The organism is Micromonospora sp. DT229, assembly GCF_049844505.1.
Lineage (GTDB): Bacteria > Actinomycetota > Actinomycetes > Mycobacteriales > Micromonosporaceae > Micromonospora.
This window is the reverse complement of record NZ_JBNCLD010000014.1, coordinates 1-25,450: the sequence shown is the minus strand read 5'-3', so window position 1 is coordinate 25,450 and position 25,450 is coordinate 1. Positions and strand designations below refer to the sequence as shown.

The following is a 25,450-nucleotide window of genomic DNA, read 5'->3' as shown; positions in this document are numbered from 1 at the left end:
CGATCGTACGCCGCCGATCGGCTACGCGGGAGAGGACAGCTAAACGCCCACCTCAGGACGGTTGCAGGCCGGTCCGGTATGTGGACGGGCGAAGAATCACACGAGCCGTCGGCGCTGTTCGGCGGCTAGGATCGGCACTCGGCGCGCCGTACCGCCATGGTCGCCGTAGTCCCGGGTATCCGGGGCGGGAGCCGTCTGCGCAGCATCGAGGTGATGTCATGACCGGCACGACACTCGACGATTACACCGACCGGTACGCCCGCCGGGTGCGGGGGATGACCGCCTCGGAGATCCGCGCCCTGTTCGCGGTCGCGAGCCGACCGGAGGTCGTCTCCCTGGCCGGTGGTGCACCGTACATCGCCGCGCTGCCGCTGGACGCGGTGGGTGAGATGCTCGGCCGGCTCAGCAGCGAGCACGGGACCACCACCCTCCAGTACGGCATCGGCCAGGGCGCCCTGGAACTGCGCGAGCGGATCTGCGAGGTGATGTCCCTCTCCGGCATCGACGCCTCCTGCGGGGCCTCACCGGACGACGTGGTGGTGACCGTCGGAGGGCAGCAGGCCCTCGACCTGGTGGCCCGACTCTTCCTGGACCCGGGTGACGTGGTACTCGCCGAGGGGCCGACCTACGTCGGCGCGCTCGGTGTCTTCCAGGCCGCCCAGGCGCAGGTCGTGCACGTACCGATGGACGAGGACGGTCTGATCCCGGAGGCCCTGGAGACCGTCATCGCGGACCAGGCCCGGGCCGGTCGGCGGGTGAAGTTCCTGTACACCATTCCGACCTACCAGAACCCGGCCGGAGTGACGCTGACCGAGGAGCGCCGGGAGCGGGTGCTGGACATCTGCGAGCGGGCCGGCCTGCTGGTGGTCGAGGACGACCCGTACGGGCAGCTGGGTTTCGAGGGACCGGCCCCCGCACCCCTGCGCGCCCGGCGCCGCCACGGCGTCTTCTACCTCAGCACCTTCTCCAAGACCTTCGCCCCGGGGCTGCGGGTGGGCTGGATCCTGGCCCCGCACGCCGTACGCGACAAGTTGGTCATCGCCAGCGAGGCCCAGATCCTCTGCCCCAGCGCGTACGCGCAGGCGGCCGTCAGCACCTACCTGAGCACCATGCCCTGGCGTGAGCAGCTGAAGGTGTACCAGGAGGTCTACCGGGAACGGCGGGACGCGATGCTAGCCGCCCTGGCCGATCTGATGCCGGCCGGAACCAGGTGGACCAACCCGGCAGGTGGTCTCTTCGTCTGGGCGACCCTGCCGGATGGGCTGGACTCGAAGGCGATGATGCCGCGGGCCATCGCCGCCCGGGTCGCCTACGTGCCGGGCACCGGCTTCTACGCCGACGGCAACGGGGCCGGCAACATCCGGCTGAACTTCTCCTTCCCACCGCCGGAGCGGATCCGGGAAGGGGTGCGCCGGCTGGCCGGCGTGATGGAGCAGGACATCGCCATGCGGCGGGTGTTCGGCACGGTAGGCGGGCCGGGCACCCGGCGTGGCCAGGCCGGCTCGGACACCCCGGGACCCGACTTGGCATGATGCCCGACATGGGTGCTGCCGCTACCGAAGGAACTGACGTGTCCGGTCCCACCGCCGAAGACCTGCACGTGGTCGTCCTGGCCGGTGGCCTGTCGTACGAACGGGACGTGTCGCTGCGCTCGGGCCGCCGGGTGCTGGACGCCCTGCGGTCGGTCGGGGTACAGGCCGAACTGCGCGACGCCGACGTGGCGCTACTGCCGGCGCTGGCCGCCGATCCGCCGGACGCCATGGTGATCGCCCTGCATGGAGCCACGGGCGAGGACGGCTCGCTGCGCGGGGTGCTCGACCTCTGCGGCGTCCCGTACGTCGGATGCGACGCCCGGGCCTCCCGCCTGGCCTGGGACAAGCCCTCGGCCAAAGCCGTGCTCCGGGAGGCCGGCATCGCCACCCCGGACTGGGTGGCGCTACCTCACGACCGGTTCAGCGAGCTGGGTGCAGTGGCGGTGCTGGATCGCATCGTCGACCGGCTGGGACTGCCGTTGATGGTCAAGCCCGCCCAGGGCGGCTCCGGCCTGGGCGCCGCCGTGGTCCGGGACGCAGGGTCGCTGCCGGCCGCCATGGTCGGTTGTTTCGCGTACGACCCCACCGCGCTCGTGGAGCGGTACGTGCCCGGCATGGACGTCGCGGTCTCCGTCATCGACCTGGGTGACGGGCCCCAGGCTCTGCCGCCGGTCGAGATCGTGCCACGCAACGGCGTCTACGACTACGCGGCGCGCTACACCGCCGGCCGGACCACCTGGTACACCCCCGCACGACTGGAACCGGCCGTCGCCGAGGCGGTGGGCCAGGTAGCGCTCGCCGCCCACACGGCACTCGGGCTACGCGACCTCAGCCGGGTGGACCTGATCGTCGACTCGGCCGGGCATCCGCATGTGCTGGAGGTCAACGTCTCCCCGGGGATGACGGAGACCTCGCTGCTGCCACTGGCCGTGCAGGCTGCCGGGCTGAACTTCGGCCGGATGATCGGCTCCCTGGTCGCCCGCGCCGCAGCTCGCCGCTGACCCGCTACCGCGCGAGCAGCGCGCCAGCCGCAGCACGCCAGCCGCAGCACGCCAGCTACGGCACGGCGTCCCGGCTACAGCCTGGGCTCCTGGGCCAGCTCGACGGCCCTCTGGCCCGGGTACCCGATTGCCTGCCCGCTCGGCCTGGGCGGCTCCTCACGCCGTTAGCTCGCGCCTGCCGGGGCCGTTGACCTACGCCTGCGGGCGCGGGTTCGCTGGTGCCTGCCGGGGCCGTTCGCTCATCCCTACGGGCCGGGGGTCGAATTCTCATTCCCCGCGGTAGGCCCGGCCGGGGTCACCGCATCGGCCTCCTCGGCCGGCTGTTGTCCCGGCTCGGCCGGGACTTCCTCCGCGTCGGACCCAGCCTCCTGTTCCGGAATGCTGCGCTGCGGTGGCACCTCGGCCGCCTCGGCTGAGGGGGTGGTGGTCGGTGCCTCAGCGGAATGCTCGACCACTCCGCCCGGCGCGTCGGGAGGCTCCGCGGTCTCCCCGATGGCGTCCAGCAGCGACCCGCCCTCAGTCGGTTCACCCTTGGCCGGGGCCGACTGCGCGGCGATGCTGGACGGTGCCTGCCACTGAATACGGGGCGGCTCGGCCAGCGGGCGTCCACCGAACTCAGCCAGCCAGGCGGCGACCATGGCCAGGTTCTCCCGCCACCTCCCCTCCGAGATGGGCGGCAGAATCGAATCCCAGAGGGAGAGGAAGGTGCCCCGCAACTGAAGCCGCCCGTACGGGCGGGCGAGGAACCACATGTGCAGGTGGGCCGAGCCGTCACCCCAGCGGTTGACATGGACCCGGGCCACCCCGTCCAGGGACCGGATGGCGCGTTCCAGTCGGACGGTCATCACACCCAGCTCGGCGGCGAGCAGGTTGGGTAGGTCCCCCAGGTCCAGATGGGATCGGGATTCCAGGATGAGGACCATCGGCAGGCCGGTGGGACGGTCCATCGCGCGTACCCGCCACCGCTCACCGACCCAGATGTAGGCGTCGTCGGGCGCCTGGCAGGCGGTGCATTCCCGGTGCGCCTCGCCCTTGCGGGGCGGCTCGACCGGAACGGGATCGTTGAGGCGTTTGACCCGCAGGTCGCCCTCGAAGGGGAAGGACGGCCACTGGGTGAAGTCCGGGACTGAGGGAGGGGTGTCGGGCACGAGGCTGACCCTAACCGAGTCCGGCACCCCCTGTCCCTACCCGCATCGAGTTCGCCTCAGCCGGCGGCGTCGGCGTCGACTCGGGACGTCCCTGGCGGTTGTCCCCAGGGATATCCACAGGCTGTCCGATGGTCTCGGCAGACCGGCAAGCCCTGCTTCATCAAGGGCTTTCGGTATTTGTTCCACGTGAAACGACGACAGGCTGTGGATAACGGGTGTGGATAACATTTCCAGGCCCGGGTGACCTGAGGCCGCGCCTGCGCCGGACAAAGGGGAGTGCCGTTTCACGTGAAACCGAGCACCTGCGCCAACGGCCTGGCCGTTGACGGGCGAGGGAGTTCGACGCGGCGTCGGGCGCTGCGGACCACCGCCGCGGGTCGCCCCTGAGAACCGCCCGGACGCTGGTGCGGCACCCACCCCACCACCCACCGCACTGGCTCCCAATCACTCTGGCCCTCATCCCAGCCCTCAGGGTGACCACGACGGTGCCGGCCCTCCAACTGGCCCTCACTCAACCCGGCGCGCCACTCCGGTCCAGCCCTCGTTCCGCCAGACCTCACTCAACCCGGAGCGCCACTCAGCGGGACGACGCTCCTCGGCCTTCCCGCCCGCCGCGACCCTGCCGGCCCGCACTCGGCTCGGAACGAGCGTTCCATGCGCTCAGGCGGCGGTCTTCGGCGCGGTTTCACGTGAAACTCGCCTCGCGCAACGGCCGCACCTTCCGAAGAAGATGCGGCCGTTGTCGCCGGGCGGTTGCCCTCAGCTTTCCGGCTGTTTCCGGTCCACCCCGATGAGGTCGACGATTCGCTCCAGATCGTCGACCGTGGCGAACTCGATAGTGATCTTGCCCTTGCTCCGGCCGATGTCGACCTTGACTCGGGTGTCGAAGCGATCGGAGAGCCGGTCGGCCAGATCGTTCAGCCCGGGGGCGTGCGGCTTGGCCCGACGCTTGCTCGGCTCCTTCTTTCCGGCGTCCTCGCTCAGCGAGAGTGCGACGATTTCTTCCGTCGCTCGTACCGACAGGCCCTCGGCCACGATCCGCAGCGCCAGCTGCTCCTGGGCCTCTGAGTCCTCCAGACTCAGCAGCGCCCGAGCGTGTCCGGCCGAGAGCACCCCGGCGGCGACCCGGCGCTGCACCTGTGCCGGCAGGTTCAGCAGTCTGATCGTGTTGGAGATCTGCGGCCGGCTGCGGCCGATCCGGCGGGCCAGCTCCTCGTGGGTAGCCCCGAACTCCTCCAGCAGCTGCTGATAGGCCGCAGCCTCTTCCAGGGGGTTCAGATTGGCCCGGTGGATGTTCTCCAGCAGCGCGTCGCGGAGCATGGCGTCGTCGCGGGTGTCCCGGACAATCGCCGGGATGGTTTCCCGGCCGACCGCCTGGGCTGCTCGCCAGCGCCGCTCGCCCATGACGAGTTCGAACTTCTCGTCGTCAAGCTGCCGGACCACGATCGGTTGGAGAAAGCCGACCTCCCGGATCGAGATCTTCAGCTCCTCCAGGGCATCCTCGTCGAAGACCTGCCGAGGCTGCTTCGGGTTGGGCACGATCGAGTCGACCGAGATCTCGGCGAAGCGTGCGCCGGGCACCGGGGTCAGGATCGGATCAGGAGCGATCGCCGGAGTCGGCGACAGCGCGGCAGGTGCCACCTCGACGGCCTGCGCCGCGCTCGCTTCGGCCGGGATCGCGGCAGAACCAGCACCGGCATCCGGTGCCGGCCCGGTCGGGATCAGGGCCCCCAGGCCCCGTCCCAGACCGCCCCTAGGACGGTTCTTCATGCCACGCCTCCCAGCGCCTCATCCGCACTACGCATTCCGGCCCACCGGCTCCTTGACGCCCCGCTCGGCGATCTCCTGGGCGGCTTCGAAGTAACTCGTCGCCCCCCGCGATCCGGGATCGTAGGTCACCACCGACTGGCCGTAGCTGGGCGCCTCCGAGACCCGGACGTTACGGGGGATGACCGCCTGCAGCACCTTGTCGCCGAAGTGGTTCCGCACATCCTGCTCGACGGCGTCGGCGAGGCGGGTACGCCGGTCGTACATGGTGAGCAGGATGGTGGACACCTCAAGCCGCGGGTTGAGGTGCTGGCGGACCAGGTTGATGTTGTTGATCAGTTGGTTCAGCCCTTCCAGCGCGTAGTACTCGCACTGAATGGGGATGAGCACCTCCTGGGCGGCCACCAGGGCGTTCACCGTCAACAGGCCCAGCGACGGCGGGCAGTCGATGAAGACGTAGTCGAAGTGCCCGGGGTAAGCGGCGATGGCTCGGGCCAGCCGGGACTCGCGGGCCACCACGGAGACCAGTTCGATCTCGGCGCCGGCAAGGTCGATGGTGGCCGGTACGCACCAGAGGTTCGGGATGCCCTCGACCCCCTGCGCCACCTCCTCCAGGGGCACGCTGTTGATCAGACAGTCGTACACGTCCGGCACCCCGGTGTGATGCGGAACGTTCAGCCCGGTGGAGGCGTTGCCCTGCGGGTCGAGGTCCACCACTAGTACCCGGTTGCCGTGCAGGGCCAGCGCCACTGCAAGGTTTACCGTGGTCGTGGTCTTCCCCACGCCGCCCTTCTGGTTGGCGACGCACATCACCCGGGTCCGTTCCGGCCGAGGCATGGTCACCTCGCCACTGGGATTCAGGATCTGCACGGCGCGCATCGCCTCCATAGCCAACGGTGGGTCATCCTCTTCGCGCGTCGGGGTTTCACGTGAAACGTACGCGGCCTCAGGTGCTGCCGGCTCGTAGGGGCCGGCGGGCGTGTCGGATGCAGGCCGCGGATCCGGCACGGGCTGGTACGAGGGTGCCGCCTCGAACCGTGCCGAGGCGGAGGTGTTACGACGGATAGGAATCACCCGCGCCTCCGGGGTGGCATTGCCTGGGCGAGCCGCTGAGTCCGGCCCCTCCCGACCCGATGCCGCCTCTCCGCTGCTCGGCCACGGCGCATCCGCCGGGGACCCCCCCGCCTGAGGGTCCGACGGGTTTTGCGCGGCCCCGGAGGGCCGCCAACCCGGGTGCTCGGTTTCACGTGAAACAGGGTCACTCGCGGACCCGGTCACGCGCGGATCGTCATACCTGCCGTCGTCATGCACCTGTCATCCCTGCCCGCTTCGGATGGTCGGTCCGCACCCGTCAGCCGGGCCACTCGCGTTGTCTCGCAGAGGTGTCGCCCGGCAGGAGGGGCAGGCCAAGAGAAGATCCATCGCCGCCCGCTCCAACACTATCGACGCGCGGTCAGCCTACGGCCCATGGGCGTGGCCGGTCCATGTTGGGTTCGCAACCCGCCGGATTACACCCACATTGACCGCCACCCGGAGTGGGATGTGAACCCCGCTCACCGCTGTGGGCGGGACCTCTTGCCCCGGGCCTTCTTGACCGAAGCACGGGCCGCGGGACCCACCAGGCGATCTCGCGCGATCTCGACCACGACGGTGGGCGGATCGATGAGGTCCTCGCCGCACCGGTGCAGCACGGGCTCCGCCCCGCCCAGGCGATGCACCGCCGGGGCGTGTTCGACGATCTCGTCTGCCGCAGAGGCGCCCTTGAGGGCCACCAACCGGCCACCCAGCACCGCCAGCGGCAGACACCAGGCGGCCAGTCGGTCCAACGGCGCCACCGCGCGGGCGGTCACCACGTCGGCCTGCAATGGGTCGGGTCCCGTCGCGACCTCCTCGGCCCGTCCTCGCCGCACCTGAACGTCCAGCCCCAACTCCTCCACCGCCTCGGTGAGAAAGGCGGTGCGACGAGCCAGCGGTTCCAGCAAGGTCACCCGCAGGTCGGGACGGGCGATGGCGAGCACCAGCCCGGGTAGGCCCGCCCCGGACCCCACATCGATCACGGTGGCGCCGGTCGGGATCAGCTCACCCACCACCGCGCAGTTCAGCAGATGCCGGTCCCAGATCCGAGGTGCCTCCCGGGGCCCGATGAGGCCGCGTACGACACCGTCGGTGGCCAGCAGTTCGGCGTACGCGGCAGCCAGGTCGAGCCGATCACCGAAGAGTCGCCCGGCCGCCTCGGCCAACTCCGGTGGCAACACCGCCACGGCCGGGTCGGGCGAGGAATCGGCCGAGGCGCGGTGTCCAGGCCGGACAGCCGGCGGCCCGGGCGGCGCACCACCCGGGCCGGTCGGGACACCCTGGAGGTCGTCTCGGTTCACCCGCTCAGTCCGCGGGGCGGACGACGATCCGCCGGTTGGGCTCGACACCTTCAGACTCGCTCTCCACCCCGTCGATCGCGTTCACCACGTCGTGCACGCACTTACGCTCGAAGGCGGACATCGGTTCCAGCCGCACCGCCTCGCCGTGCTCCTTGACCTTCTCGACGGCGTTACGCGCCACCGCGGCCAGTTCCTTGCGCCGGCCGGCCCGGTAGCCACCCACGTCGAGCAGTAGTCGGCTGGGCGACCCGGTCTGCCGGAACACGGCCAGCCGGGCCAACTCCTGGAGGGCTTCGAGGGTGGCACCCCGCTGGCCGACGAGATTCTGCAGACGGCCGCCGACCACCTCGACCACCGGACGACCACCGGACACCAACTCGTCGATGTCGCCGTCGTAGTCGAGGATGTCGAGGAGCCCTTCGACGTAGTCGGCTGCGATCTCACTCTGCCGGAACAGGTCGCCCTCACTCTTGGACGGCGCCGCCTCGGTCGCCTCAGGCTCGGCGTCCACCGGAGCCGCCGCAGTCGGCTCGTCGTCCGTGGGCTGGTCGGCGCGGGGGATGCTGGTGTCGGTCACGGTTCATCTCCGTACTCGCTCGGCCGGACCTGCGGTCCGCTGGTTCCCCGGGGCCGGCGGGACCTCGCCGGTGCCCACGGGCACGTCTGTAGGGCAGTCTCGCCCCTCCACCGCGACCTGCGCGGCGCTTCCCGCCTGCGGCGCCGGCCTCTCGGCGGCAGCACGTCACGCGACGGGCCGTCACCGGCTTCCCGGCGACGGCCCGGACGGTTCAGCCCTGCCGCTTGGCGGGGCGACCCTTCTTCGGGTTGGCCGGCTTGGCCCCCGGCTTCGGGCCGGCGACCTTCGGCGCAGCCGGCTTGGTCGGCTCCGGGGCGGGCTTGCTGCGGCCGAACAGGCCGGTGGTCTTCGCCGGCTGCTGCTTACCGGTGCCCGGCTTGCTGGTCGCGGTCACCGGCGGGGGGAACTTCCGCAGCACCCACTGCTGCTGGCCGAGGGTGAAGAGGTTGTTGGTGACCCAGTAGATGATCACACCGATCGGGAAGATCGCGCCGGAGACCAACAGGGACAGCGGGATGCCGTAAAGCATCAGGCGCTGGATCATCCGCTGCTGGGGATCCTCCGCCCAGCCGGTCTTGAGGATCATCTGACGGCTGGTGAGGTAGGTGGTGCCCATCATCACCAGCACCAGCACCCCGGCCATGATCTTGACGGTGGTGCCGTTGGCGCCGAGCTGGGCCAGCTCCGCCGCCGTGGAGCCGAACTTGCTGGCGATCGGGGCGGTGAACAGGGTGGCGTCCGAGGCGCTGTTGAACTGCTCGACCGTCCAGCCGTAGATGTCCTTGTTGGTCTTCCCCGGGTCCGGGTTCAACCGGCGCAGCACGTGGAAGAGGCCGAGAAAGACCGGGATCTGGAGGAACATCGGAAGGCAGCCCATCAGCGGGTTGGCCTTTTCCTTCCGATAGAGCTCCATCATCTCTTTCTGGAGCGTCTCCCGGTCACCCTTGTGCTTCTCCTGCAGGGCCTTCACCTGCGGCTGAAGCGCCTGCATCGCCCGCTGCGACTTGATCTGCTTGACGAAGATCGGGAAGAGGATCACCCGGACGGTGACCACCAGGAAGACGATGGCCAGGATCCAGGACCAGTTGGTACCGATGACCGTGGTGTCCGGCACCCCGATGGCGTCCCAGGCCGAATGCCAGGCCAGCAGGATCCACGAGATCGCGTAGTAGATCCAGTCGAGACTAAACACTCAGGCTCCAGTCACGTCGGCAGCTCGGCGGTCGCCCGGCTCCGGTACCGGGTCGTATCCACCAGGATTGAATGGATGGCAGCGCGACAGCCGCCGGACCGTCAGTCCGGCTCCCCGAAAGGCTCCGTGTCGGGTGACCGCCTCCAGGGCGTACGCGCTACACGACGGGTAGAACCGACAGCGGGCCGGCAGTGCCGGACTTATCCACCGACGGTACGCGATGATGGGCAGGGCCAGCATCCGGGCACCGACGCTGGTCGGCGGACCCATCGGCGGCTGGGTGCTCACCGTCGCCGTCCCCGGCTGGTCCGGGCGGCGCTCAGGGCGTCGTCCAGGTCGGCACCGAGGCGCTGGTACGTGGCCTCCGCGGCGGCCGGCAGGGCCCGTACGACGAGGGTGCTCCCGGGCGGCAGGTCCGCGAGCCGCTCCCGGACCAGATGCCGCAACCGGCGACGGACCTTGTTCCGGACCACCGCCGGGCCCACGGCCTTGGAAACCACGAAACCGGCACGGGACACCGGCGCGGAGTCTTCCTCCGTGCCACCCCGTGCCGGTTCCGGTGCTACGTCGGGTGTACCTCCGGTAGCCGTCGGTAGTGTCAGGTGCACCACCAGGGTGCCTCGACCAGCCCGACGGCCACCGCGAACCGCTGCGGCGAAGTCGCTACTGCGCCGCAGTCGATGCGCGGCTGTCAGCACGACTGCCAGTTCCCCGGGAGCGGGCCCGGTCGGCCTCAGGCCGACAGGCGGGCGCGACCCTTGGCGCGGCGGGTCGAGATGATGGCGCGGCCGGCCCGGGTGCGCATACGCAGCCGGAAGCCGTGGGTCTTCGCGCGCCGGCGGTTGTTCGGCTGGTAGGTGCGCTTGCTCACGTCAGGCTCTCCGTTGTCGGACGGCCACGGCACGAATCGCCGAGGTCATGGTGGGCCAGGCCGCCGCATGGCGGCCTCGATCGGTGCTGCCCGGACGGGTGCGACGAGCGCACACTCCGCGACATCTCAGGAACGTCGGGAGCCCCCCACAGGCAGCGAGCACCCATCACCCTAGCAGAGGGCGTGAGAGCAGCCCCTCCAGCGTAGGTCGGGGTGCAATCACCGTCAAACCGGCCGACCCGTACGGTCACCTGGGGCGAAGGAGGACCGAAGCGGCCGTTTTCACTGATACCGACAAGGCGCCAGGCGCGTCGACGGTTGATGACGCGGCGACATCGCTGTTACCGTGCCCGATTGCGGTCCGCGTCTCCAGGTCCGGGATGTCGTCGGCGGGGCAAGACCGGACACGGTGGTGAATCGTTCGGCACGGTGAACCCCGCTTCAGCACCCGGCCACGGCAGGGGGTAGGTCCGACCCACGCCCGGCAGGCGGCCACAATCGGTCGGTACACAGGCTGTGGATAACTTGTGGAGAACGACCGGGTGGGACGACGGGTGAGCTACCGGTCACACCTGCCCGGCACTGGGCCTCCGGGGGGACGGCGGCATCCGGGAGCAGAGGCGAGGGGGTGGCACGACGGTGGCCGGTACGACCGACCTTGCCGCGGTGTGGACGGCGACCACGGATGAACTCGCCGATGAGATCATCTCCGCGCAGCAGCGGGCGTACCTGCGGTTGACCCGGTTGCGGGCCATCGTCGAGGACACCGTGCTGCTGTCCGTGCCCGACGCCTTCACCCGAGACGTGATCGAGTCGCGGTTGCGGCCGGCCATCACCGAGGCACTCACCCGCCGACTCGGTCGACCGATCCAGGTGGCGGTCACCGTTCGGCTGCCCGATGACGGCCGTACCGAAGGCACGGTCTACCGCAGCGCCCAGGAGTCGGGTGCGGGGGCCCATGACAGCGGCCCGGTCGGCTTCGACGGCCCTGCCGCGCCGGACGCGACGGCCGACGACCGCCAGCAGCTGCCGCTCATTCCCGAGCAGCACCACCCCCACCGGTTCGATCGTCCCGCACCGGAGGCTCCCCACCCCGACGCCACCACCGGCCCGCGTACCGGTCCGCCCGTGGCCGAGGGTCAGGAAACCCTCTTCGGTACGGCCTTCGTCGAACCGAGCCGGCCGGGTGAAGCCCGGCGGCCAGCCCAGCGACTCGGCTACACCGAACAGGCCGGCCGGGTGGACCCGCCGTCCACACACGGATACGGCGGCCGGTACGGCGAGAGCCCTCGCGACCAACACCTGATCCGCCCGATGCCCGGCGACGGCGGCACCGACAGCGGTCCCGGCCGCAGTGGCCCGGACCATCGCTCCCGCGACGACCGGCGGCTGGCGGCCGGTGCGGACAGCAGCGGTAACCGTCTCAACCCGAAGTACATGTTCGAGACCTTCGTCATCGGTTCGTCCAACCGGTTCGCCCACGCCGCCTCCGTCGCGGTGGCCGAATCACCGGCGAAGGCGTACAACCCGCTGTTCATCTACGGCAGCTCCGGGCTGGGCAAGACCCACCTGCTGCACGCCATCGGGCACTACGCCACCACCCTGGGCAACGCCCGCTCGGTCCGGTACGTCTCGACCGAGGAGTTCACCAACGACTTCATCAACTCCCTGCGGGACGACAAGACCAGCGCCTTCCAGCGCCGCTACCGCGACGTCGACATCCTGCTGATCGACGACATCCAGTTCCTGGAGAACCGCGAGCGGACCCAGGAGGAGTTCTTCCACACCTTCAACACCCTGCACAACGCCAACAAGCAGATCGTGATCACCTCGGACCGCTCGCCGAAGCAGCTGGCGACCCTGGAGGACCGGCTGCGGACCCGCTTCGAGTGGGGCCTGCTGGCCGACATCCAGCCGCCGGACCTGGAGACCCGGATCGCGATCCTGCAGAAGAAGGCGGCGCAGGAGCGGCTGTACGCCCCGCCGGACGTCCTGGAGTTCATCGCCTCCCGGGTGTCGAACTCGATCCGGGAGTTGGAGGGGGCCCTGATCAGGGTCACCGCCTTCGCCAGCCTGACCCGCTCCAGTGTCGAACTGTCGCTGGCCGAGGAGGTGCTGCGGGACTTCATCCCGGACGGCGCCGGCCCGGAGATCACCGCCGACCAGATCATGGTCTCCACCGCCGACTACTTCGGCGTCAGCCTGGAGGACCTGCGGGGCCACTCCCGCTCCCGGGTGCTCGTCAACGCCCGCCAGGTGGCCATGTACCTGTGTCGCGAGCTGACCGACCTGTCGCTGCCCCGCATCGGTCAGGCCTTCGGTGGCCGGGACCACACCACCGTGATGCACGCCGACCGGAAGATCCGTCAGCAGATGGCCGAGCGCCGCTCGCTCTACAACCAGATCGCCGAGCTGACCAACCGGATCAAGCAGAACACCTAGAGGAGACGTACGTCTCCACAGGAGCCCGGCCGGGACCATCCGGCCGGGCTTTTTGGTGTCGACGAGTTGACTCTCGACGAGGTGTAGACCACAGCATCGAGGCCGTGACCCCACAGGCGCCCACTCGTTGTCCACAACTTGTCGCCCACAGGCTGTGGATAACCACGCGCTGCATATGGCCGGTTACCCACAGGCTGTGGAGAAAAGCTGGGGACAAGGTTGTGGACGCCTGTGGACGCCTGTGGACAACCGCTCACTCTGTCCACCGCCCACGACCCCCCTGTGGGCAACCTGTTGAAGGTTCTGGGGAAAACGAGCCCGATCCTCTCCATCCCGATCCACAGGGCTGGGGAGAAAGTCGGTGGATAACCGGTGGATAACCAGTGGACGACGGTGGACAACTGGGGACGCGGAGACCACCTGTGGACGAAGCAGCGGGTTGTACCCCGGGTTGTCCACAAGAAAACCACCGGCCCGCAGCGCCCTGACCAGGGCAGACGAGAGTTCTCCACAGTTTGCACAGGTGCGATGAAGACGATGGGTTATCTCTTCTAAAAGAACGAAAACCAATCATCACCGTTGGACTTCCTGTGGATCGTCTCGATTGCTGCCGCAGACCGCATCAGCACCGACACGATCCACGGGGTCGGACACACAGCCGATACCCTCGCGCCCTAAGGTGCGAGGGGTACCGCACGCCAGGCGGGTCAGTGGGCAGCGGCCGGCATGAGAGAGTTGACGACGTCGACGTCGACGCGGAGGCATTGATGAAGTTCCGAGTGGAGCGCGACGCGCTCGCCGAGGCCGTGGCCTGGACCGCTAAGAGCCTGCCCAACCGGCCGTCCGTACCGGTGCTGGCCGGCGTGATGCTCCGTGTCACCGACGGCACCCTGCAGGTTTCCGGCTTCGACTACGAAGTCTCCAGCCAGGTGACCGTGGAGGTGCAGGGCGACGCCGACGGCGCCGCGCTGGTCTCCGGCCGCCTACTGGCCGAGATCACCAAGGCCCTGCCCGGCAAGCCGGTGGACATCGCCGCGGTGGGGGCACACCTCGAACTGGTCTGCGGCAGCGCCCGGTTCACCCTGCCCACCATGCCGGTGGAGGACTACCCGACCCTGCCGGAGATGCCGGAAAGCGCCGGCACGATCGACGCGGCCGCCTTCGCCGCCGCCGTCGCCCAGGTGGCCGTCGCGGCCAGCCGGGACGAGACCCTGCCGATGATGACCGGGGTCCGGGTCGAGTTGTCCGGTGGCACCCTGGCCATGCTCGCCACCGACCGCTACCGCCTGGCGCTGCGCGAGATGGAGTGGAACCCGGACGACCCGGAGATCAGCATCAACGCACTGGTCCCGGCCCGCACCCTCAACGACACCGCCAAGGCCCTCGGGCCGCTCGGCGGCCAGGTCACCATGGCCCTGTCCCAGGGCTCGGCCGGCGAGGGGATGATCGGATTCTCCGGCGGCACCCGGCGCACCACCAGCCGGCTGCTCGACGGCGCCAACTACCCGCCGGTGCGCTCGCTCTTCCCCGCCAGCCACAACGCCGAGGCCCGGGTGCCGGTGAGCACCCTCATCGAGGTGGTCAAGCGGGTGGCCCTGGTCGCCGAACGCACCACCCCCGTCCTGCTCAGCTTCAGCGCCGACGGACTGGTCGTCGAGGCCGGCGGCACCGAGGAGGCCCGGGCCAGCGAGGCGATGGAGGCCACCTTCACCGGCGAGGCCCTGACCATCGGTTTCAACCCGCAGTACCTCATCGACGGGCTGTCAAACCTCGGCGCCCAGTTCGCCGTACTTCAGTTCGTCGACGCCTTCAAGCCCGCGGTGATATCTCCTGCCGGCGAGGATGGCGAGCTCATCGGTGGGTACCGGTACCTCATCATGCCGATCCGCGTATCCCGCTGATCGCAGAGCACCAGCACCCCACGAAAGGTAACCACGAGATGCAGCTCGGCCTGGTAGGCCTCGGTCGGATGGGCGGCAACATGCGCGAGCGACTGCGCGCCGCCGGACACGAGGTGGTCGGTTTGGACCACAACGCGGAGCTGAGTGATGTCGCGAACGCCGCGGAACTGGCCGAGAAGTTGGCGGCCCCCCGCGCGGTCTGGGTGATGGTGCCCGCCGCCGTCACCGACGCCACCATCGACGAACTGGCCGAGGTACTCGGCGAAGGCGACATCATCATCGACGGCGGCAACTCGCGATTCAGCGACGACGCCCCCCGCGCCGAACGCCTCAACGAGCGCGGCATCGGCTACGTCGACGTGGGTGTCTCCGGGGGCGTCTGGGGCCGGCAGAACGGCTACGGCCTGATGGTCGGTGGCTCCCAGGAACACGTCGACCGACTCATGCCGATCTTCGAGGCCCTCAAGCCCGAAGGCGAGTACGGCTTCGTGCACGCCGGTCCGGTCGGTGCCGGCCACTACGCCAAGATGGTGCACAACGGCATCGAGTACGGCCTGATGCACGCCTACGCCGAGGGCTACGAGCTGATGACCGCCTCCGAACTGGTCACCAACGTGCCCGGCGTGATCAAGTCCTGGCGGGAAGGCACCGTGGTGCGCTCCTGGCTGCTGGACCTGCTCGACCGGGCGCTCGACGAGGACCCGGAACTGGCCCAGCTGACCGACTACACCGAGGACACCGGCGAGGGCCGCTGGACGGTCGACGAGGCGGTCCGCCTGGCCGTACCCCTGCACGTCATCACCGCCTCGCTGTACGCCCGGTTCGGCTCCCGCCAGGACGAGTCGCCGGCCCTGAAGGCCGTCTCCGCACTGCGCCAACAGTTCGGCGGCCACGCCGTACGCAAGCGCTGACCGGCACCCGGCCCCGTGTACGTCCGCCGGCTCGAACTGGTCGACTTCCGCTCGTACGAGCGGGTCGGTGTCGACCTCGAACCGGGACCGAACATCCTGATCGGCGCCAACGGTGTCGGCAAGACCAACCTGGTCGAGGCGCTCGGCTACGTGGCGACCCTGGACTCGCACCGGGTCGCCACGGACGCCCCACTGGTCCGGATGGGCGCCTCCGCCGCGGTGATCCGGTGCGCGGTCGTACACGAGGGCCGGGAACTGCTCGTCGAGTTGGAGATCGTGCCCGGTAAGGCCAACCGGGCCCGACTGGGCCGCTCCCCGGCCCGCCGCGCCCGGGACGTGCTCGGCGCCCTACGGCTGGTGCTCTTCGCCCCGGAGGACCTCGAACTCGTCCGGGGCGACCCCGCCGAACGCCGCCGCTACCTCGACGACCTGCTGGTGCTGCGCCAACCCCGGTACGCCGGGGTCCGGGCCGACTACGACCGGGTGGTCAAACAACGCAACGCCCTGCTGCGTACCGCGTACCTGGCCCGCAAGACCGGCGGCACCCGGGGCGGTGACCTGTCCACCCTGGCCGTCTGGGACACCCACCTGGCCCGACACGGCGCCGAACTGCTCGCCGGGCGGCTGGAACTGGTCGCCGCGCTGACCCCACACGTCGCCAGGGCGTACGAGGCGGTCGCCGCCGGGCGCGGGGCGGCCACCATCGCCTACCGGCCCTGCGTCGAACTGACCGAGCCGATCACCGACCGGGAGAACCTCGCCAAACTGCTCGCCGCCGCCCTGGAGCAGCAACGTTCCGCCGAGATCGAACGGGGCACCACCCTGGTCGGCCCGCACCGCGACGACCTCACCCTCAGCCTCGGGCCACTACCCGCCAAGGGGTACGCCAGCCACGGCGAATCATGGTCGTACGCCCTGGCCCTTCGGCTGGCCGGCTACGACCTGCTGCGCGACGACGGCCTCGAACCCGTACTCGTCCTCGACGACGTCTTCGCCGAACTGGACGCCGGCCGCCGGGAACGGCTCGCCGAACTGGTCAGTGGGGCCAGTCAACTGCTGGTTACCTGCGCGGTCGCCGACGACGTACCCGAGGCCCTCCGGGGCGCCCGGTACGAGGTGGCGGAGGGGACGGTACGACGTGCCGGATGAGTCGAAACACCCCGCCGAGGGCGGCGACCGGACACCGGGCGGGACTCCCGAGATGCCGGAGGGGGTGGCCGGGCCGGAACTGGCCCGGGCGGTACTCGACGCGGCCAAGGCCCGCCGGGCCGCGGCCGCACGGCCCCGCCGCCGTACGACCGACGGGGCCGGCGGTGAACGGCGACTGCGCGGCTACTCCGGCCCCGGACCGGACCCCCGCGACCCCCAACCCCTCGGCGCCGTGCTGAACCGACTGGTCAAGGCACGCGGCTGGCAACAACCGGCCGCCGAGGCGACCGTCTTCGGCGCCTGGGAACGGGTCGTCGGAGCGGAGGTGGCCCAACACAGCCGACCGGTCAAGCTGGAGAACGGCGAACTGACCGTGGAAGCCCGATCCACCGCCTGGGCCACCCAACTGCGCCTGCTCGCCGGCTCACTATTGCAACAGATCGGCCGTGAGATCGGCCACAACGTCGTACGAAAGCTGCACATCCACGGCCCGGCCGCGCCCTCCTGGTCCCGGGGCCCCCGCCGGGTACGCGGCCGAGGCCCCCGCGACACCTACGGCTGACGGCTGGCGGCCTACGGCTGGACCGCCCGGCGCGGCGCCGCCGAGTCCGCGTACACCGCGAAGCCCCGGTCCGCGCAGCGCCGGTAGAAGGCCGCCACCACACTCAGCTCCGCACAGGTGAAGGTCCACTGGGGCGCGGCCCCGCTGTCGTCGCGCAGCGCCTCCAGCCGACTGTCCAACCAACGCAGCTGCTGCTCGGCCAAGCGACCGTCGGCCAGCAACGAGCGCAGCACCACCCCGACGGACTCGAAGCTGACGGCCTCGCCGTGCGGCCGGTGCGCCGCCACGAACCGCTCGATGCCGCCGGCAATCCAGGCGCACCCGTCCGGGTCGATGACCGGGTCCTCGTCCTCCGCCGCCGCCTCGGTGGCGTAGAGCACCCCGTCCAGGCCGAGGATCAGATCCACCACCTCGGTGTACGCGGTCGCCCGGACGGTGCCGGTCTTCGCGATCAGTTCCGCGAGCGCGGCGGTCGGCGCCGAGATCCCCGGCACATCGACGATGTCGCCGAAGTCGACGAACTCGGCCGGTGCGACCGGGTCGTAGAAGCGGCCGGTCCGCGGCCACTGGACCGCGACGTTGTCCAGCCCCATCTGGTGTCCACCTCTCACATGCACAGGTCGAGTCTGATCGGGTCGATCGTCCGGTTCCGGCCCAAAAAGATCAAGGCCGGCCGTTGACCCTGGTGCCGGAAAACGCCCGCCGTGGACGGTACCGGCTCCGGGTCGGGGAGTGTCGGACCCCCGGCCTGCATCGCCGTCACGCGGCAGATCGGCTGATCATGCCTTGGCGTGTAGGGGGAGTCGCAGACGGCGCGGTTCGGCCCGCTACGTGAATCTGAGCCCGCGCGAAGGGGTGCCGAGTGGTGGTTCTATCGCCCGCGCACAGTAAGATTGGCGTGAGACGAAGACCCGGTGCGGAGCGACGCTTCGTGGGCCCGGTGCGGGCCGGCGAAACTTGTCCGACTCGGGTCGAGCCGATCGCGATCCGCGGGCAACCGCGGCGACCGGCGCGTTCGACCCGTACTCCGGAATTGTCCCAGGTACCGGTCCGCGCGCCGACGTCGCGCCCTGTCCGCCGAACCCGCGTCCGACGTGCCTGCCGGCACGCCGGGTGCGAGAAAGTGGCCGAGGGTGGCAGCGCAGGAAAATCAGCAGTACGGGGCCGAGTCGATCACCGTCCTCGAAGGGCTGGAGGCGGTCCGCAAGCGGCCCGGTATGTACATCGGCTCGACCGGCGAACGCGGACTGCACCACCTGGTGTGGGAGGTCGTCGACAACGCGGTCGACGAGGCGATGGCCGGACACTGCGACACCATCGACGTGGTGCTGCTCGCCGACGGCGGGGTCCGGGTCACCGACAACGGCCGTGGCTTCCCGGTCGACCTGCACCCCAAGTTGAAGAAGCCGGGTGTCGAGGTCGCCCTGACCGTACTGCACGCCGGCGGCAAGTTCGACGGCAAGGCGTACGCCGTCTCCGGCGGCCTGCACGGCGTCGGCGTCTCCGTGGTGAACGCGCTCTCCACCAAGATGGCCGTCGAGATTCACAAGGACGACTTCGTCTGGCGGCAGCAGTACGACCACTCCAAGCCGAGCACGCTGGAGAAGGGCGAGCCCACCGACCGGACCGGCTCGGCGGTCTCCTTCTGGCCCGACCCGGACGTCTTCGAGACCACCGACTTCGACTTCCAGACCATCTACCGGCGCCTCCAGGAGATGGCCTTCCTCACCCGCGGCCTCACCATCCACCTGCTCGACGAGCGGGTCGCCGAGGACGAGGACGGCAAGCCGCGCGAGGTCACCTTCAAGTACGACGGCGGCATCGCCGACTTCGTCCGACACCTCAACGCCTCGAAGAACCCGATGCACAAGACCGTGATCGAGTTCGGGGCCGAGGAAGACGGCATGTCCCTCGAGATCGCAATGCAGTGGAACGAGTCGTACGGCGAGTCGGTCTACACCTTCGCCAACAACATCAACACCCACGAGGGCGGCACCCACGAGGAAGGCTTCCGGGCCGCGCTGACCAGCGTGGTCAACCGGTACGGTGCTGACAAGAAGCTGCTCAAGGGCGACGAGAAGCTCTCCGGGGAGGACATCCGCGAGGGCCTGGCGGCGATCATCTCGGTCAAGCTGACCAACCCGCAGTTCGAGGGTCAGACCAAGACCAAGCTCGGCAACACCCCGGTCAAGAGCTTCGTCCAACGGGTCTGCAACGACCGGCTGGTCGACTGGCTGGACCGCAACCCGGCCGAGGCGAAGATCATCATCACCAAGGCCTCCCAGGCCGCCCGCGCCCGCATCGCCGCCCAGCAGGCGCGCAAGCTGGCCCGGCGCAAGTCGCTGCTGGAATCCGGCTCGATGCCCGGCAAGCTGGCCGACTGCCAGTCCACCGACCCGCGCGAATCCGAGGTCTTCATCGTCGAGGGCGACTCGGCCGGCGGCTCGGCCAAGCAGGGCCGCGACCCGCGTACCCAGGCGATCCTGCCGATCCGCGGCAAGATCCTGAACGTGGAGAAGGCCCGGATCGACCGGGTGCTGAAGAACAACGAGGTCCAAGCGCTGATCACCGCCCTGGGCACCGGCATCCACGACGACTTCGACATGGAGAAGCTGCGCTACCACAAGGTGGTGCTGATGGCCGACGCCGACGTCGACGGCCAGCACATCCAGACCCTGCTGCTGACCCTGCTGTTCCGGTTCATGCGCCCGCTCGTCGAACTGGGCCACGTCTACCTGGCCGCCCCTCCGCTCTACAAGATCAAGTGGAACAAGAAGGGTGACGACGCCCAGTACGCGTACTCCGACCGGGAGCGCGACGGGCTGATCGCACTGCGCCAGCAGAAGAAGCCGAACGCCAAGCCGGACGACATCCAGCGGTTCAAGGGCCTGGGTGAGATGAACTACCCGGAGCTGTGGGAGACCACGATGAACCCGGCCACCCGTACCCTGCGCCGGGTCACCCTGGACGACGCGGCGACCGCCGACGAGCTGTTCAGCGTGCTGATGGGTGAGGACGTCGAGGCGCGCCGCTCATTTATCCAGCGCAACGCCAAGGACGTCCGCTTCCTGGACATCTGAGCGGCCCGGCGGCCGGCCGGAGTCGATCCGCGCCGGCCGTCGGTCCACAGAGTTATCCACAGCTTGGCCGCTATCCACAGCTGTTATCCACAGCACAAGTACGACTCTGAGTCTGATAAGGGTAAACAGTGACCGAATCTCCCGAGTCCACACCCAACGAGCCCGAGGTCCCCGAGGCACTGGCCGCCGTCGTCTCGCACGACCGGATCGAGCCGGTCGGGCTCGAGGTGGAGATGCAGCGCTCCTACCTCGACTACGCGATGAGCGTGATCGTCGGGCGGGCGTTGCCGGACGTCCGGGACGGGCTCAAGCCGGTCCACCGCAAGATCCTCTACGCCATGTTCGACTCGGGCTACCGGCCCGACCGCGGCTACGTGAAGTGCTCCCGGGTCGTCGGCGACGTGATGGGCCAGTTCCACCCGCACGGCGACTCGGCCATCTACGACGCCCTGGTCCGGATGGCCCAGCCCTGGTCGCTGCGCTACCCCCTGGTCGACGGCAACGGCAACTTCGGTTCGCCCGGTAATGATCCGGCTGCCGCCATGCGTTATACAGAGTGCAAGCTCGACCCGCTGGCGATGGAGATGCTGCGGGACATCGACGAGGACACCGTCGACCTGCAGGACAACTACGACGGCCGGGCCAAGGAGCCCACCATTCTGCCGTCGCGGATCCCGAACCTGCTGATCAACGGCTCCGAGGGCATCGCGGTCGGCATGGCCACCAAGATCCCGCCGCACAACCTGCGGGAGATCGGCGCGGCGGTGCAGTGGTGCCTGGAGAATCCGGAGGCGGACGAGCCGACCACCCTCGAAGCGCTGCTCGGGATCGTCAAGGGTCCGGACTTCCCCACCTACGGTCTGATCGTCGGCCAGGCGGGCATCCAGGACGCGTACCGGACCGGTCGGGGTTCGATCCGGATGCGGGCCGTGGTCGAGGTCGAGGAGGACAAGCGCGGGCGGCCGGCCCTGGTGGTCAGCGAGCTGCCGTACCAGGTGAACCCGGACAACCTGGCCGAGCGGATCGCCGAGCTGATCAAGGAGGGCAAGCTAGCCGGCATCGCCGACATCCGCGACGAGTCCTCCGGGCGTACCGGTATGCGGATCGTGCTGGTGCTCAAGCGTGACGCGGTCGCGAAGGTGGTGCTGAACAACCTCTACAAGCACACCCAGCTTCAGGAGACCTTCGGCGCCAACATGCTGGCGCTGGTCGACGGGGTGCCGCGCACGTTGAACCTGGCGCAGTTCCTCCGCTACTACGTCGAGCACCAGATCGAGGTGATCCGGCGGCGGACGGCGTTCCGGCTGCGCAAGGCGGAGGAGCGGGCGCACATCCTGCGCGGTCTGTCCAAGGCGCTGGACGCCCTGGACGAGGTGATCGCCCTGATCCGGCGTTCGCCGACGGTGGAGGACGCCCGGCAGGGCCTGATCCGGCTGCTGGAGATCGACGAGATCCAGGCGACCGCGATCCTGGACATGCAGTTGCGTCGGCTGGCCGCGTTGGAGCGGCAGCGGATCCTCGACGACCTGGCCAAGCTGGAGCTGGAGATCGCCGACCTCAAGGACATTCTGGCCAAGCCGGAGCGGCAGCGGCGGATCGTCTCGGAGGAGTTGGGCGAGATCGTCGCGAAGTGGGGCGACGATCGGCGTACCCAGATCATCCCGTTCGACGGCGAGGTCTCCATGGAGGACCTCATCGCCCGGGAGGACGTGGTGGTCACGATCACCCGCACCGGGTACGCCAAGCGGACGAAGGTCGACCTGTATCGCTCCCAGCGACGTGGTGGCAAGGGTGTCAGCGGGGCGACCCTGCGGCAGGACGACATCGTCAGCCACTTCTTCGTGTGCTCGACGCACGACTGGATGCTGTTCTTCACCAACAAGGGGCGGGTCTACCGGGCCAAGGCGTACGAGCTTCCTGAGGCCAGTAGGGTGGCCAAGGGTCAGCATGTGGCGAACCTGCTCGCCTTCCAACCGGATGAGCAGATCGCGCAGATCATCGAGATTCCGAACTACCAGGTGGCTCCCTATCTGGTCCTGGCGACGAAGAACGGCCTGGTGAAGAAGACGCGGCTTGAGGAGTTCGACTCCAACCGGTCCGGCGGCATCATCGCGATCAACCTGCGCGATGAGGACGAGCTGGTCGGCGCTGCGCTGGCCGGCCCCACGGATGATCTGCTGCTGGTCTCCAAGAACGCCCAGGCGATCCGGTTCAACGCCACCGACGAGGCGCTGCGGCCGATGGGGCGGGCCACTTCGGGTGTGATCGGTATGCGGTTCAGCGATGAGGACGAGTTGTTGGCCATGGAGGTCGTCCGGGAGGGCCTGGACGTTCTGGTGGCCACGAACGGCGGGTACGCGAAACGTACCCCGATCGAGGAATACCCGGTGCAGGGCCGGGGAGGTAAGGGTGTGCTGACTGCGAAGATCACCGAGCGGCGCGGTGGTCTGGTCGGCGCTGTGGTGATCGACCCGGACGACGAGCTGTTCGCCATCACCAGCAACGGTGGCGTCATCCGGACTCCGGTGAAGCCTGTACGCCGCACGCGTGACAGGAACACAATGGGGGTCAAGCTGATGGACCTTCCGGATGGCGTGACTATCGTGGCGATTGCTCGCAATGCCGACGAGCCTGACGAACAGGACTAGTTGAATGACGGAGACACAGGCGAAGTCGGGGAACGCGGGGACCTCGGCCAACCCGGTCGACGAGGAGGCCGCGCAGAACGGCACGCCAGCGACCGGCCGTGCGGCCGTAGGCCGGGCCACCGTTCCCGCCGACGCGCCTGCCCCGAAGTTCACACGAGCTCCCGGCATGACTCCGCCGCCTGACAAGCCCGGCGGCGACCAGGCGGCCGAGGCGGGGGCGGACGAGAAGTCGGGTGGCGAGGCTGCCGCTGCGGCGGGGTCCGCCAGCGCTGCGGGTAAGCCCTCGGTCACCCAGCCGATCACCACCCGAGCCGGCCAGCCCGCCTCGGCGGGCACCACGGGTGTGTTGCCGACGACCGGTACGGGCATGACCGGCAGCCAGCCGCGGGTGACCGGACTGGCCCCGAAGCCGGACCCCTCCCGCCCGCTGAACACCGGTCGTCCGGCCAGCGGGGGCGGATTGCCCCCGGGGGTCGGCACGGCCGCAGTGGGAGCGGCGCGGGTGGGTGAGGCGGTACGCGCCGCCCGTTCCTCGGTGAGTTCGGCTGCCTCGCGTGGACCTCGCCGGGCTCGGCTGAACCTCAAGCGGATCGACCCCTGGTCCGTGATGAAGTTCGCCTTCGCCGTGTCGGTGGTGCTGTTCATCGTGATCGTCGTCGCGACCTCGGTGCTGTACCTGGCCTTGGATGCGATGGGCGTGTTCTCCAGCGTGAACGACAGCCTGAGCGATCTGGTCAACGCCGGTGGTGGTCAGGGCACCAACGGCTTCCAGATCACCGCCAAGGGCGTGATCTTCAGCTCGATGTTGATCGGCGCGGTCAACGTCGTGCTGTTCACGGCCCTCGCCACCCTCGGCGCCTTCGTCTACAACGTCTGCGCGGACCTGGTGGGCGGCATCGAGCTGACCCTCGCCGAGCGCGACTGACAGCCCTTCTGGACATCTCAGCCGGGCCGACCCAAGGGTCGGCCCGGCTGACTGTCTCCCACCGAAGTGGGGCGCTGACGTGGGCGCCTGACCCCGCCGTTACGCCGAAACGGCGGGGTGCATGGCGCTGGGAAGCCACCGTTTCGGCGTAACGGAGTCGATCACCGTGCCTGGTCCTCGCCGGAGGCGCGCGAATGGGCAAGAGTCTCCCGTCGTCGCCCGACTGGACTCCGCCGGCACAGGTATCTCGGTGGGCTCGGCGCGTGCTCTCCGGTAGGTTCAGGGGCGACGGCGTTGAGCAGGGCTCCAGGCCGACCCCGATTTGGGGCGGCGTGGGCGGATGGGTTAATGTTGCTCGTCGCTACGCGGGGCTATAGCTCAGTCGGTTAGAGCGCAGAGCTGATAACTCTGAGGTCGCTGGTTCGATTCCAGCTAGCCCCACCGCACTTGGTCCGACGGCCACGTCGAGCGTGAGGGGTAGCCCCGATGTTCAAGAAGCTGCTGATCCTGGCCGGTGTCGTCGGCGTGGCTGCCGTGGTGGCCATGAAGATCAAGGAAGCCAACGACGAGCGTGCCCTCTGGCACGAGGCGACCACCTCGCCGGACCTGCGCTGATCGCGTAGGTTCCGACCGCTTGGCGGCTCTGGCCGCTACGGGGCCCTAGCTCAACTGGCAGAGCACTGCCTTTGCAAGGCAGGGGTTAGGGGTTCGAGTCCCCTGGGCTCCACCAGCACTTCCCTTGGCTGATCTCGGTCCGACTACAGCCATCCGTACAGCCAAGCGCTTACGTCGCGCGCGCAGACGCTGCCTCCGTTGACCATGAGGTTGACGGCAGTGTGGAGATCAATGAGTGCCGTCAACCTCATGATCAACCCGCTGTAGGTGGGTGGAGTTCGGTTTTAGGGGGCGGTGTAGACGGCGAGGGCCCAGGAGGCGGGGGAGGCCGAGGGGGTGTCGGCGAAGGTGTCCAGCTGTCGCCAGGTGAGCCGGAGTTGGTTTTCGGCCCGGGGCAGCCAGGCAGGGTCGATGGTCCGGGTCAGGTGCTGGCTGTCAGGGGACGGGCAGGCCAGGTACTGGGCGCCCTGGGTTTCCGGGATGTCGGCCGTGTTCCGCCGGTACGGGTCCATGACAGGTCCAGTTCGAGCACGGAGTTCGCGCTGCTGGTGTGCAGGACTGCGAGCCGGCAGGAGGCGCGTACCGCTATGGGTTGGGAGGTCGCCGGCACCTGGATGGCCACCGAGTCCTGGAAGGTCGTCCTCAGCGTGACCAGGTGGACCCGGTCGTAGGCTGCGTGGGGTTGACCCGGCTTGACGGACAGGGTCGATAAGTTGATCTCACGCTACCTTGCTGGTTGACCTGCGGGAATAGG

General features: G+C 69.3%; 22 protein-coding genes and 2 tRNA genes. 13 read left to right on the top strand and 11 right to left on the bottom strand.

Annotation, left to right across the window (positions count from 1 at the left end):
- The first annotated feature begins 218 nt into the window (after window positions 1-218).
- Together ACLQ2T_RS20820 and ACLQ2T_RS20815 are read left to right on the top strand one after the other, a co-directional pair.
- Window positions 219-1,532: a PLP-dependent aminotransferase family protein gene (locus tag ACLQ2T_RS20820; RefSeq protein ID WP_425768015.1), complete on the top strand. Its 1,314-nt coding sequence runs from the start codon at window positions 219-221 to the stop codon at window positions 1,530-1,532.
- 8 nt (window positions 1,533-1,540) lie between these two features.
- Entirely contained in the window at window positions 1,541-2,533 is a 993-nt protein-coding gene (locus ACLQ2T_RS20815) for a D-alanine--D-alanine ligase family protein (protein WP_425768014.1), read from the top strand.
- Window positions 2,534-2,778: 245 nt separating this feature from the next.
- Here ACLQ2T_RS20815 and ACLQ2T_RS20810 read toward each other — a convergent pair whose 3' ends face one another.
- The 9 genes from ACLQ2T_RS20810 to rpmH all read right to left on the bottom strand — a co-directional run bounded on the left by ACLQ2T_RS20810 (window position 2,779) and on the right by rpmH (window position 10,463).
- Window positions 2,779-3,681: a hypothetical protein gene (locus tag ACLQ2T_RS20810; RefSeq protein WP_425768013.1), complete on the bottom strand. Its 903-nt coding sequence runs from the start codon at window positions 3,679-3,681 to the stop codon at window positions 2,779-2,781.
- Between the two features lie 759 nt (window positions 3,682-4,440).
- Window positions 4,441-5,451, bottom strand: coding sequence for a ParB/RepB/Spo0J family partition protein (locus ACLQ2T_RS20805; protein WP_425768012.1), 1,011 nt, complete (start codon window positions 5,449-5,451; stop codon window positions 4,441-4,443).
- 27 nt (window positions 5,452-5,478) lie between these two features.
- On the bottom strand, window positions 5,479-6,759 hold the full coding sequence (locus tag ACLQ2T_RS20800; protein WP_425768011.1) for an AAA family ATPase: 1,281 nt from the start codon (window positions 6,757-6,759) through the stop codon (window positions 5,479-5,481).
- A gap of 242 nt (window positions 6,760-7,001) precedes the next feature.
- Window positions 7,002-7,709 (bottom strand): 16S rRNA (guanine(527)-N(7))-methyltransferase RsmG, encoded by a 708-nt coding sequence (rsmG, locus tag ACLQ2T_RS20795; protein ID WP_425768117.1) that lies wholly within the window; start codon window positions 7,707-7,709, stop codon window positions 7,002-7,004.
- A 118-nt stretch (window positions 7,710-7,827) separates the two neighbouring features.
- A complete protein-coding gene (locus ACLQ2T_RS20790; protein WP_425768010.1) occupies window positions 7,828-8,400 on the bottom strand; it encodes a protein jag in 573 nt (190 codons plus the stop codon).
- Between the two features lie 211 nt (window positions 8,401-8,611).
- Window positions 8,612-9,592 carry a membrane protein insertase YidC gene (gene yidC, locus ACLQ2T_RS20785; RefSeq protein ID WP_425768009.1) on the bottom strand — a complete coding sequence of 327 codons (981 nt, stop codon included), beginning with the start codon at window positions 9,590-9,592 and terminating at the stop codon, window positions 8,612-8,614.
- Entirely contained in the window at window positions 9,593-9,832 is a 240-nt protein-coding gene (yidD, locus tag ACLQ2T_RS20780; protein ID WP_357531336.1) for a membrane protein insertion efficiency factor YidD, read from the bottom strand.
- A 44-nt stretch (window positions 9,833-9,876) separates the two neighbouring features.
- Window positions 9,877-10,290 carry a ribonuclease P protein component gene (gene rnpA, locus ACLQ2T_RS20775; RefSeq protein WP_425768008.1) on the bottom strand — a complete coding sequence of 138 codons (414 nt, stop codon included), beginning with the start codon at window positions 10,288-10,290 and terminating at the stop codon, window positions 9,877-9,879.
- 35 nt (window positions 10,291-10,325) lie between these two features.
- Window positions 10,326-10,463 (bottom strand): 50S ribosomal protein L34, encoded by a 138-nt coding sequence (gene rpmH / locus ACLQ2T_RS20770; protein WP_013736606.1) that lies wholly within the window; start codon window positions 10,461-10,463, stop codon window positions 10,326-10,328.
- A gap of 639 nt (window positions 10,464-11,102) precedes the next feature.
- On the opposite strand from rpmH, the gene dnaA reads away from it, so the two are divergent.
- The 5 genes from dnaA (at window position 11,103) to ACLQ2T_RS20745 (ending at window position 17,428) form a co-directional block, all read left to right on the top strand.
- On the top strand, window positions 11,103-12,905 hold the full coding sequence (gene dnaA / locus ACLQ2T_RS20765) for a chromosomal replication initiator protein DnaA (protein ID WP_425768007.1): 1,803 nt from the start codon (window positions 11,103-11,105) through the stop codon (window positions 12,903-12,905).
- A 767-nt stretch (window positions 12,906-13,672) separates the two neighbouring features.
- Complete coding sequence (dnaN, locus tag ACLQ2T_RS20760) at window positions 13,673-14,806, top strand: DNA polymerase III subunit beta (protein ID WP_425768006.1); 1,134 nt, start codon at window positions 13,673-13,675, stop codon at window positions 14,804-14,806.
- Between the two features lie 38 nt (window positions 14,807-14,844).
- Window positions 14,845-15,717 carry a phosphogluconate dehydrogenase (NAD(+)-dependent, decarboxylating) gene (gene gnd / locus ACLQ2T_RS20755; protein WP_425768005.1) on the top strand — a complete coding sequence of 291 codons (873 nt, stop codon included), beginning with the start codon at window positions 14,845-14,847 and terminating at the stop codon, window positions 15,715-15,717.
- A 15-nt stretch (window positions 15,718-15,732) separates the two neighbouring features.
- Window positions 15,733-16,866 carry a DNA replication/repair protein RecF gene (gene recF, locus ACLQ2T_RS20750; RefSeq protein WP_425768004.1) on the top strand — a complete coding sequence of 378 codons (1,134 nt, stop codon included), beginning with the start codon at window positions 15,733-15,735 and terminating at the stop codon, window positions 16,864-16,866.
- 52 nt (window positions 16,867-16,918) lie between these two features.
- A complete protein-coding gene (locus tag ACLQ2T_RS20745) occupies window positions 16,919-17,428 on the top strand; it encodes a DUF721 domain-containing protein (RefSeq protein WP_425768116.1) in 510 nt (169 codons plus the stop codon).
- A gap of 11 nt (window positions 17,429-17,439) precedes the next feature.
- Here the strand turns inward: ACLQ2T_RS20745 and ACLQ2T_RS20740 are convergent, their stop codons facing one another.
- On the bottom strand, window positions 17,440-18,021 hold the full coding sequence (locus tag ACLQ2T_RS20740; RefSeq protein WP_327023506.1) for a hypothetical protein: 582 nt from the start codon (window positions 18,019-18,021) through the stop codon (window positions 17,440-17,442).
- A gap of 540 nt (window positions 18,022-18,561) precedes the next feature.
- Between ACLQ2T_RS20740 and gyrB the strand changes: the two genes are divergently transcribed.
- The 6 genes from gyrB to ACLQ2T_RS20710 all read left to right on the top strand — a co-directional run bounded on the left by gyrB (window position 18,562) and on the right by ACLQ2T_RS20710 (window position 24,811).
- The gene (gene gyrB, locus ACLQ2T_RS20735; RefSeq protein WP_425768003.1) at window positions 18,562-20,508 is read left to right on the top strand and encodes a DNA topoisomerase (ATP-hydrolyzing) subunit B; all 1,947 of its coding nucleotides are present in this window, start codon (window positions 18,562-18,564) and stop codon (window positions 20,506-20,508) included.
- 128 nt (window positions 20,509-20,636) lie between these two features.
- The gene (gyrA, locus tag ACLQ2T_RS20730) at window positions 20,637-23,156 is read left to right on the top strand and encodes a DNA gyrase subunit A (protein WP_425768002.1); all 2,520 of its coding nucleotides are present in this window, start codon (window positions 20,637-20,639) and stop codon (window positions 23,154-23,156) included.
- Window positions 23,157-23,160: 4 nt separating this feature from the next.
- Window positions 23,161-24,081 carry a DUF3566 domain-containing protein gene (locus ACLQ2T_RS20725; protein ID WP_425768001.1) on the top strand — a complete coding sequence of 307 codons (921 nt, stop codon included), beginning with the start codon at window positions 23,161-23,163 and terminating at the stop codon, window positions 24,079-24,081.
- A 367-nt stretch (window positions 24,082-24,448) separates the two neighbouring features.
- A tRNA-Ile gene (locus tag ACLQ2T_RS20720) sits at window positions 24,449-24,522 on the top strand.
- A 45-nt stretch (window positions 24,523-24,567) separates the two neighbouring features.
- The gene (locus ACLQ2T_RS20715; RefSeq protein WP_223884585.1) at window positions 24,568-24,696 is read left to right on the top strand and encodes a DLW-39 family protein; all 129 of its coding nucleotides are present in this window, start codon (window positions 24,568-24,570) and stop codon (window positions 24,694-24,696) included.
- Window positions 24,697-24,735: 39 nt separating this feature from the next.
- Window positions 24,736-24,811 (top strand) — tRNA-Ala (locus tag ACLQ2T_RS20710).
- A gap of 169 nt (window positions 24,812-24,980) precedes the next feature.
- Here ACLQ2T_RS20710 and ACLQ2T_RS20705 read toward each other — a convergent pair.
- Window positions 24,981-25,208 (bottom strand): hypothetical protein, encoded by a 228-nt coding sequence (locus ACLQ2T_RS20705; protein ID WP_425768000.1) that lies wholly within the window; start codon window positions 25,206-25,208, stop codon window positions 24,981-24,983.
- Window positions 25,209-25,450: the final 242 nt, after the last annotated feature.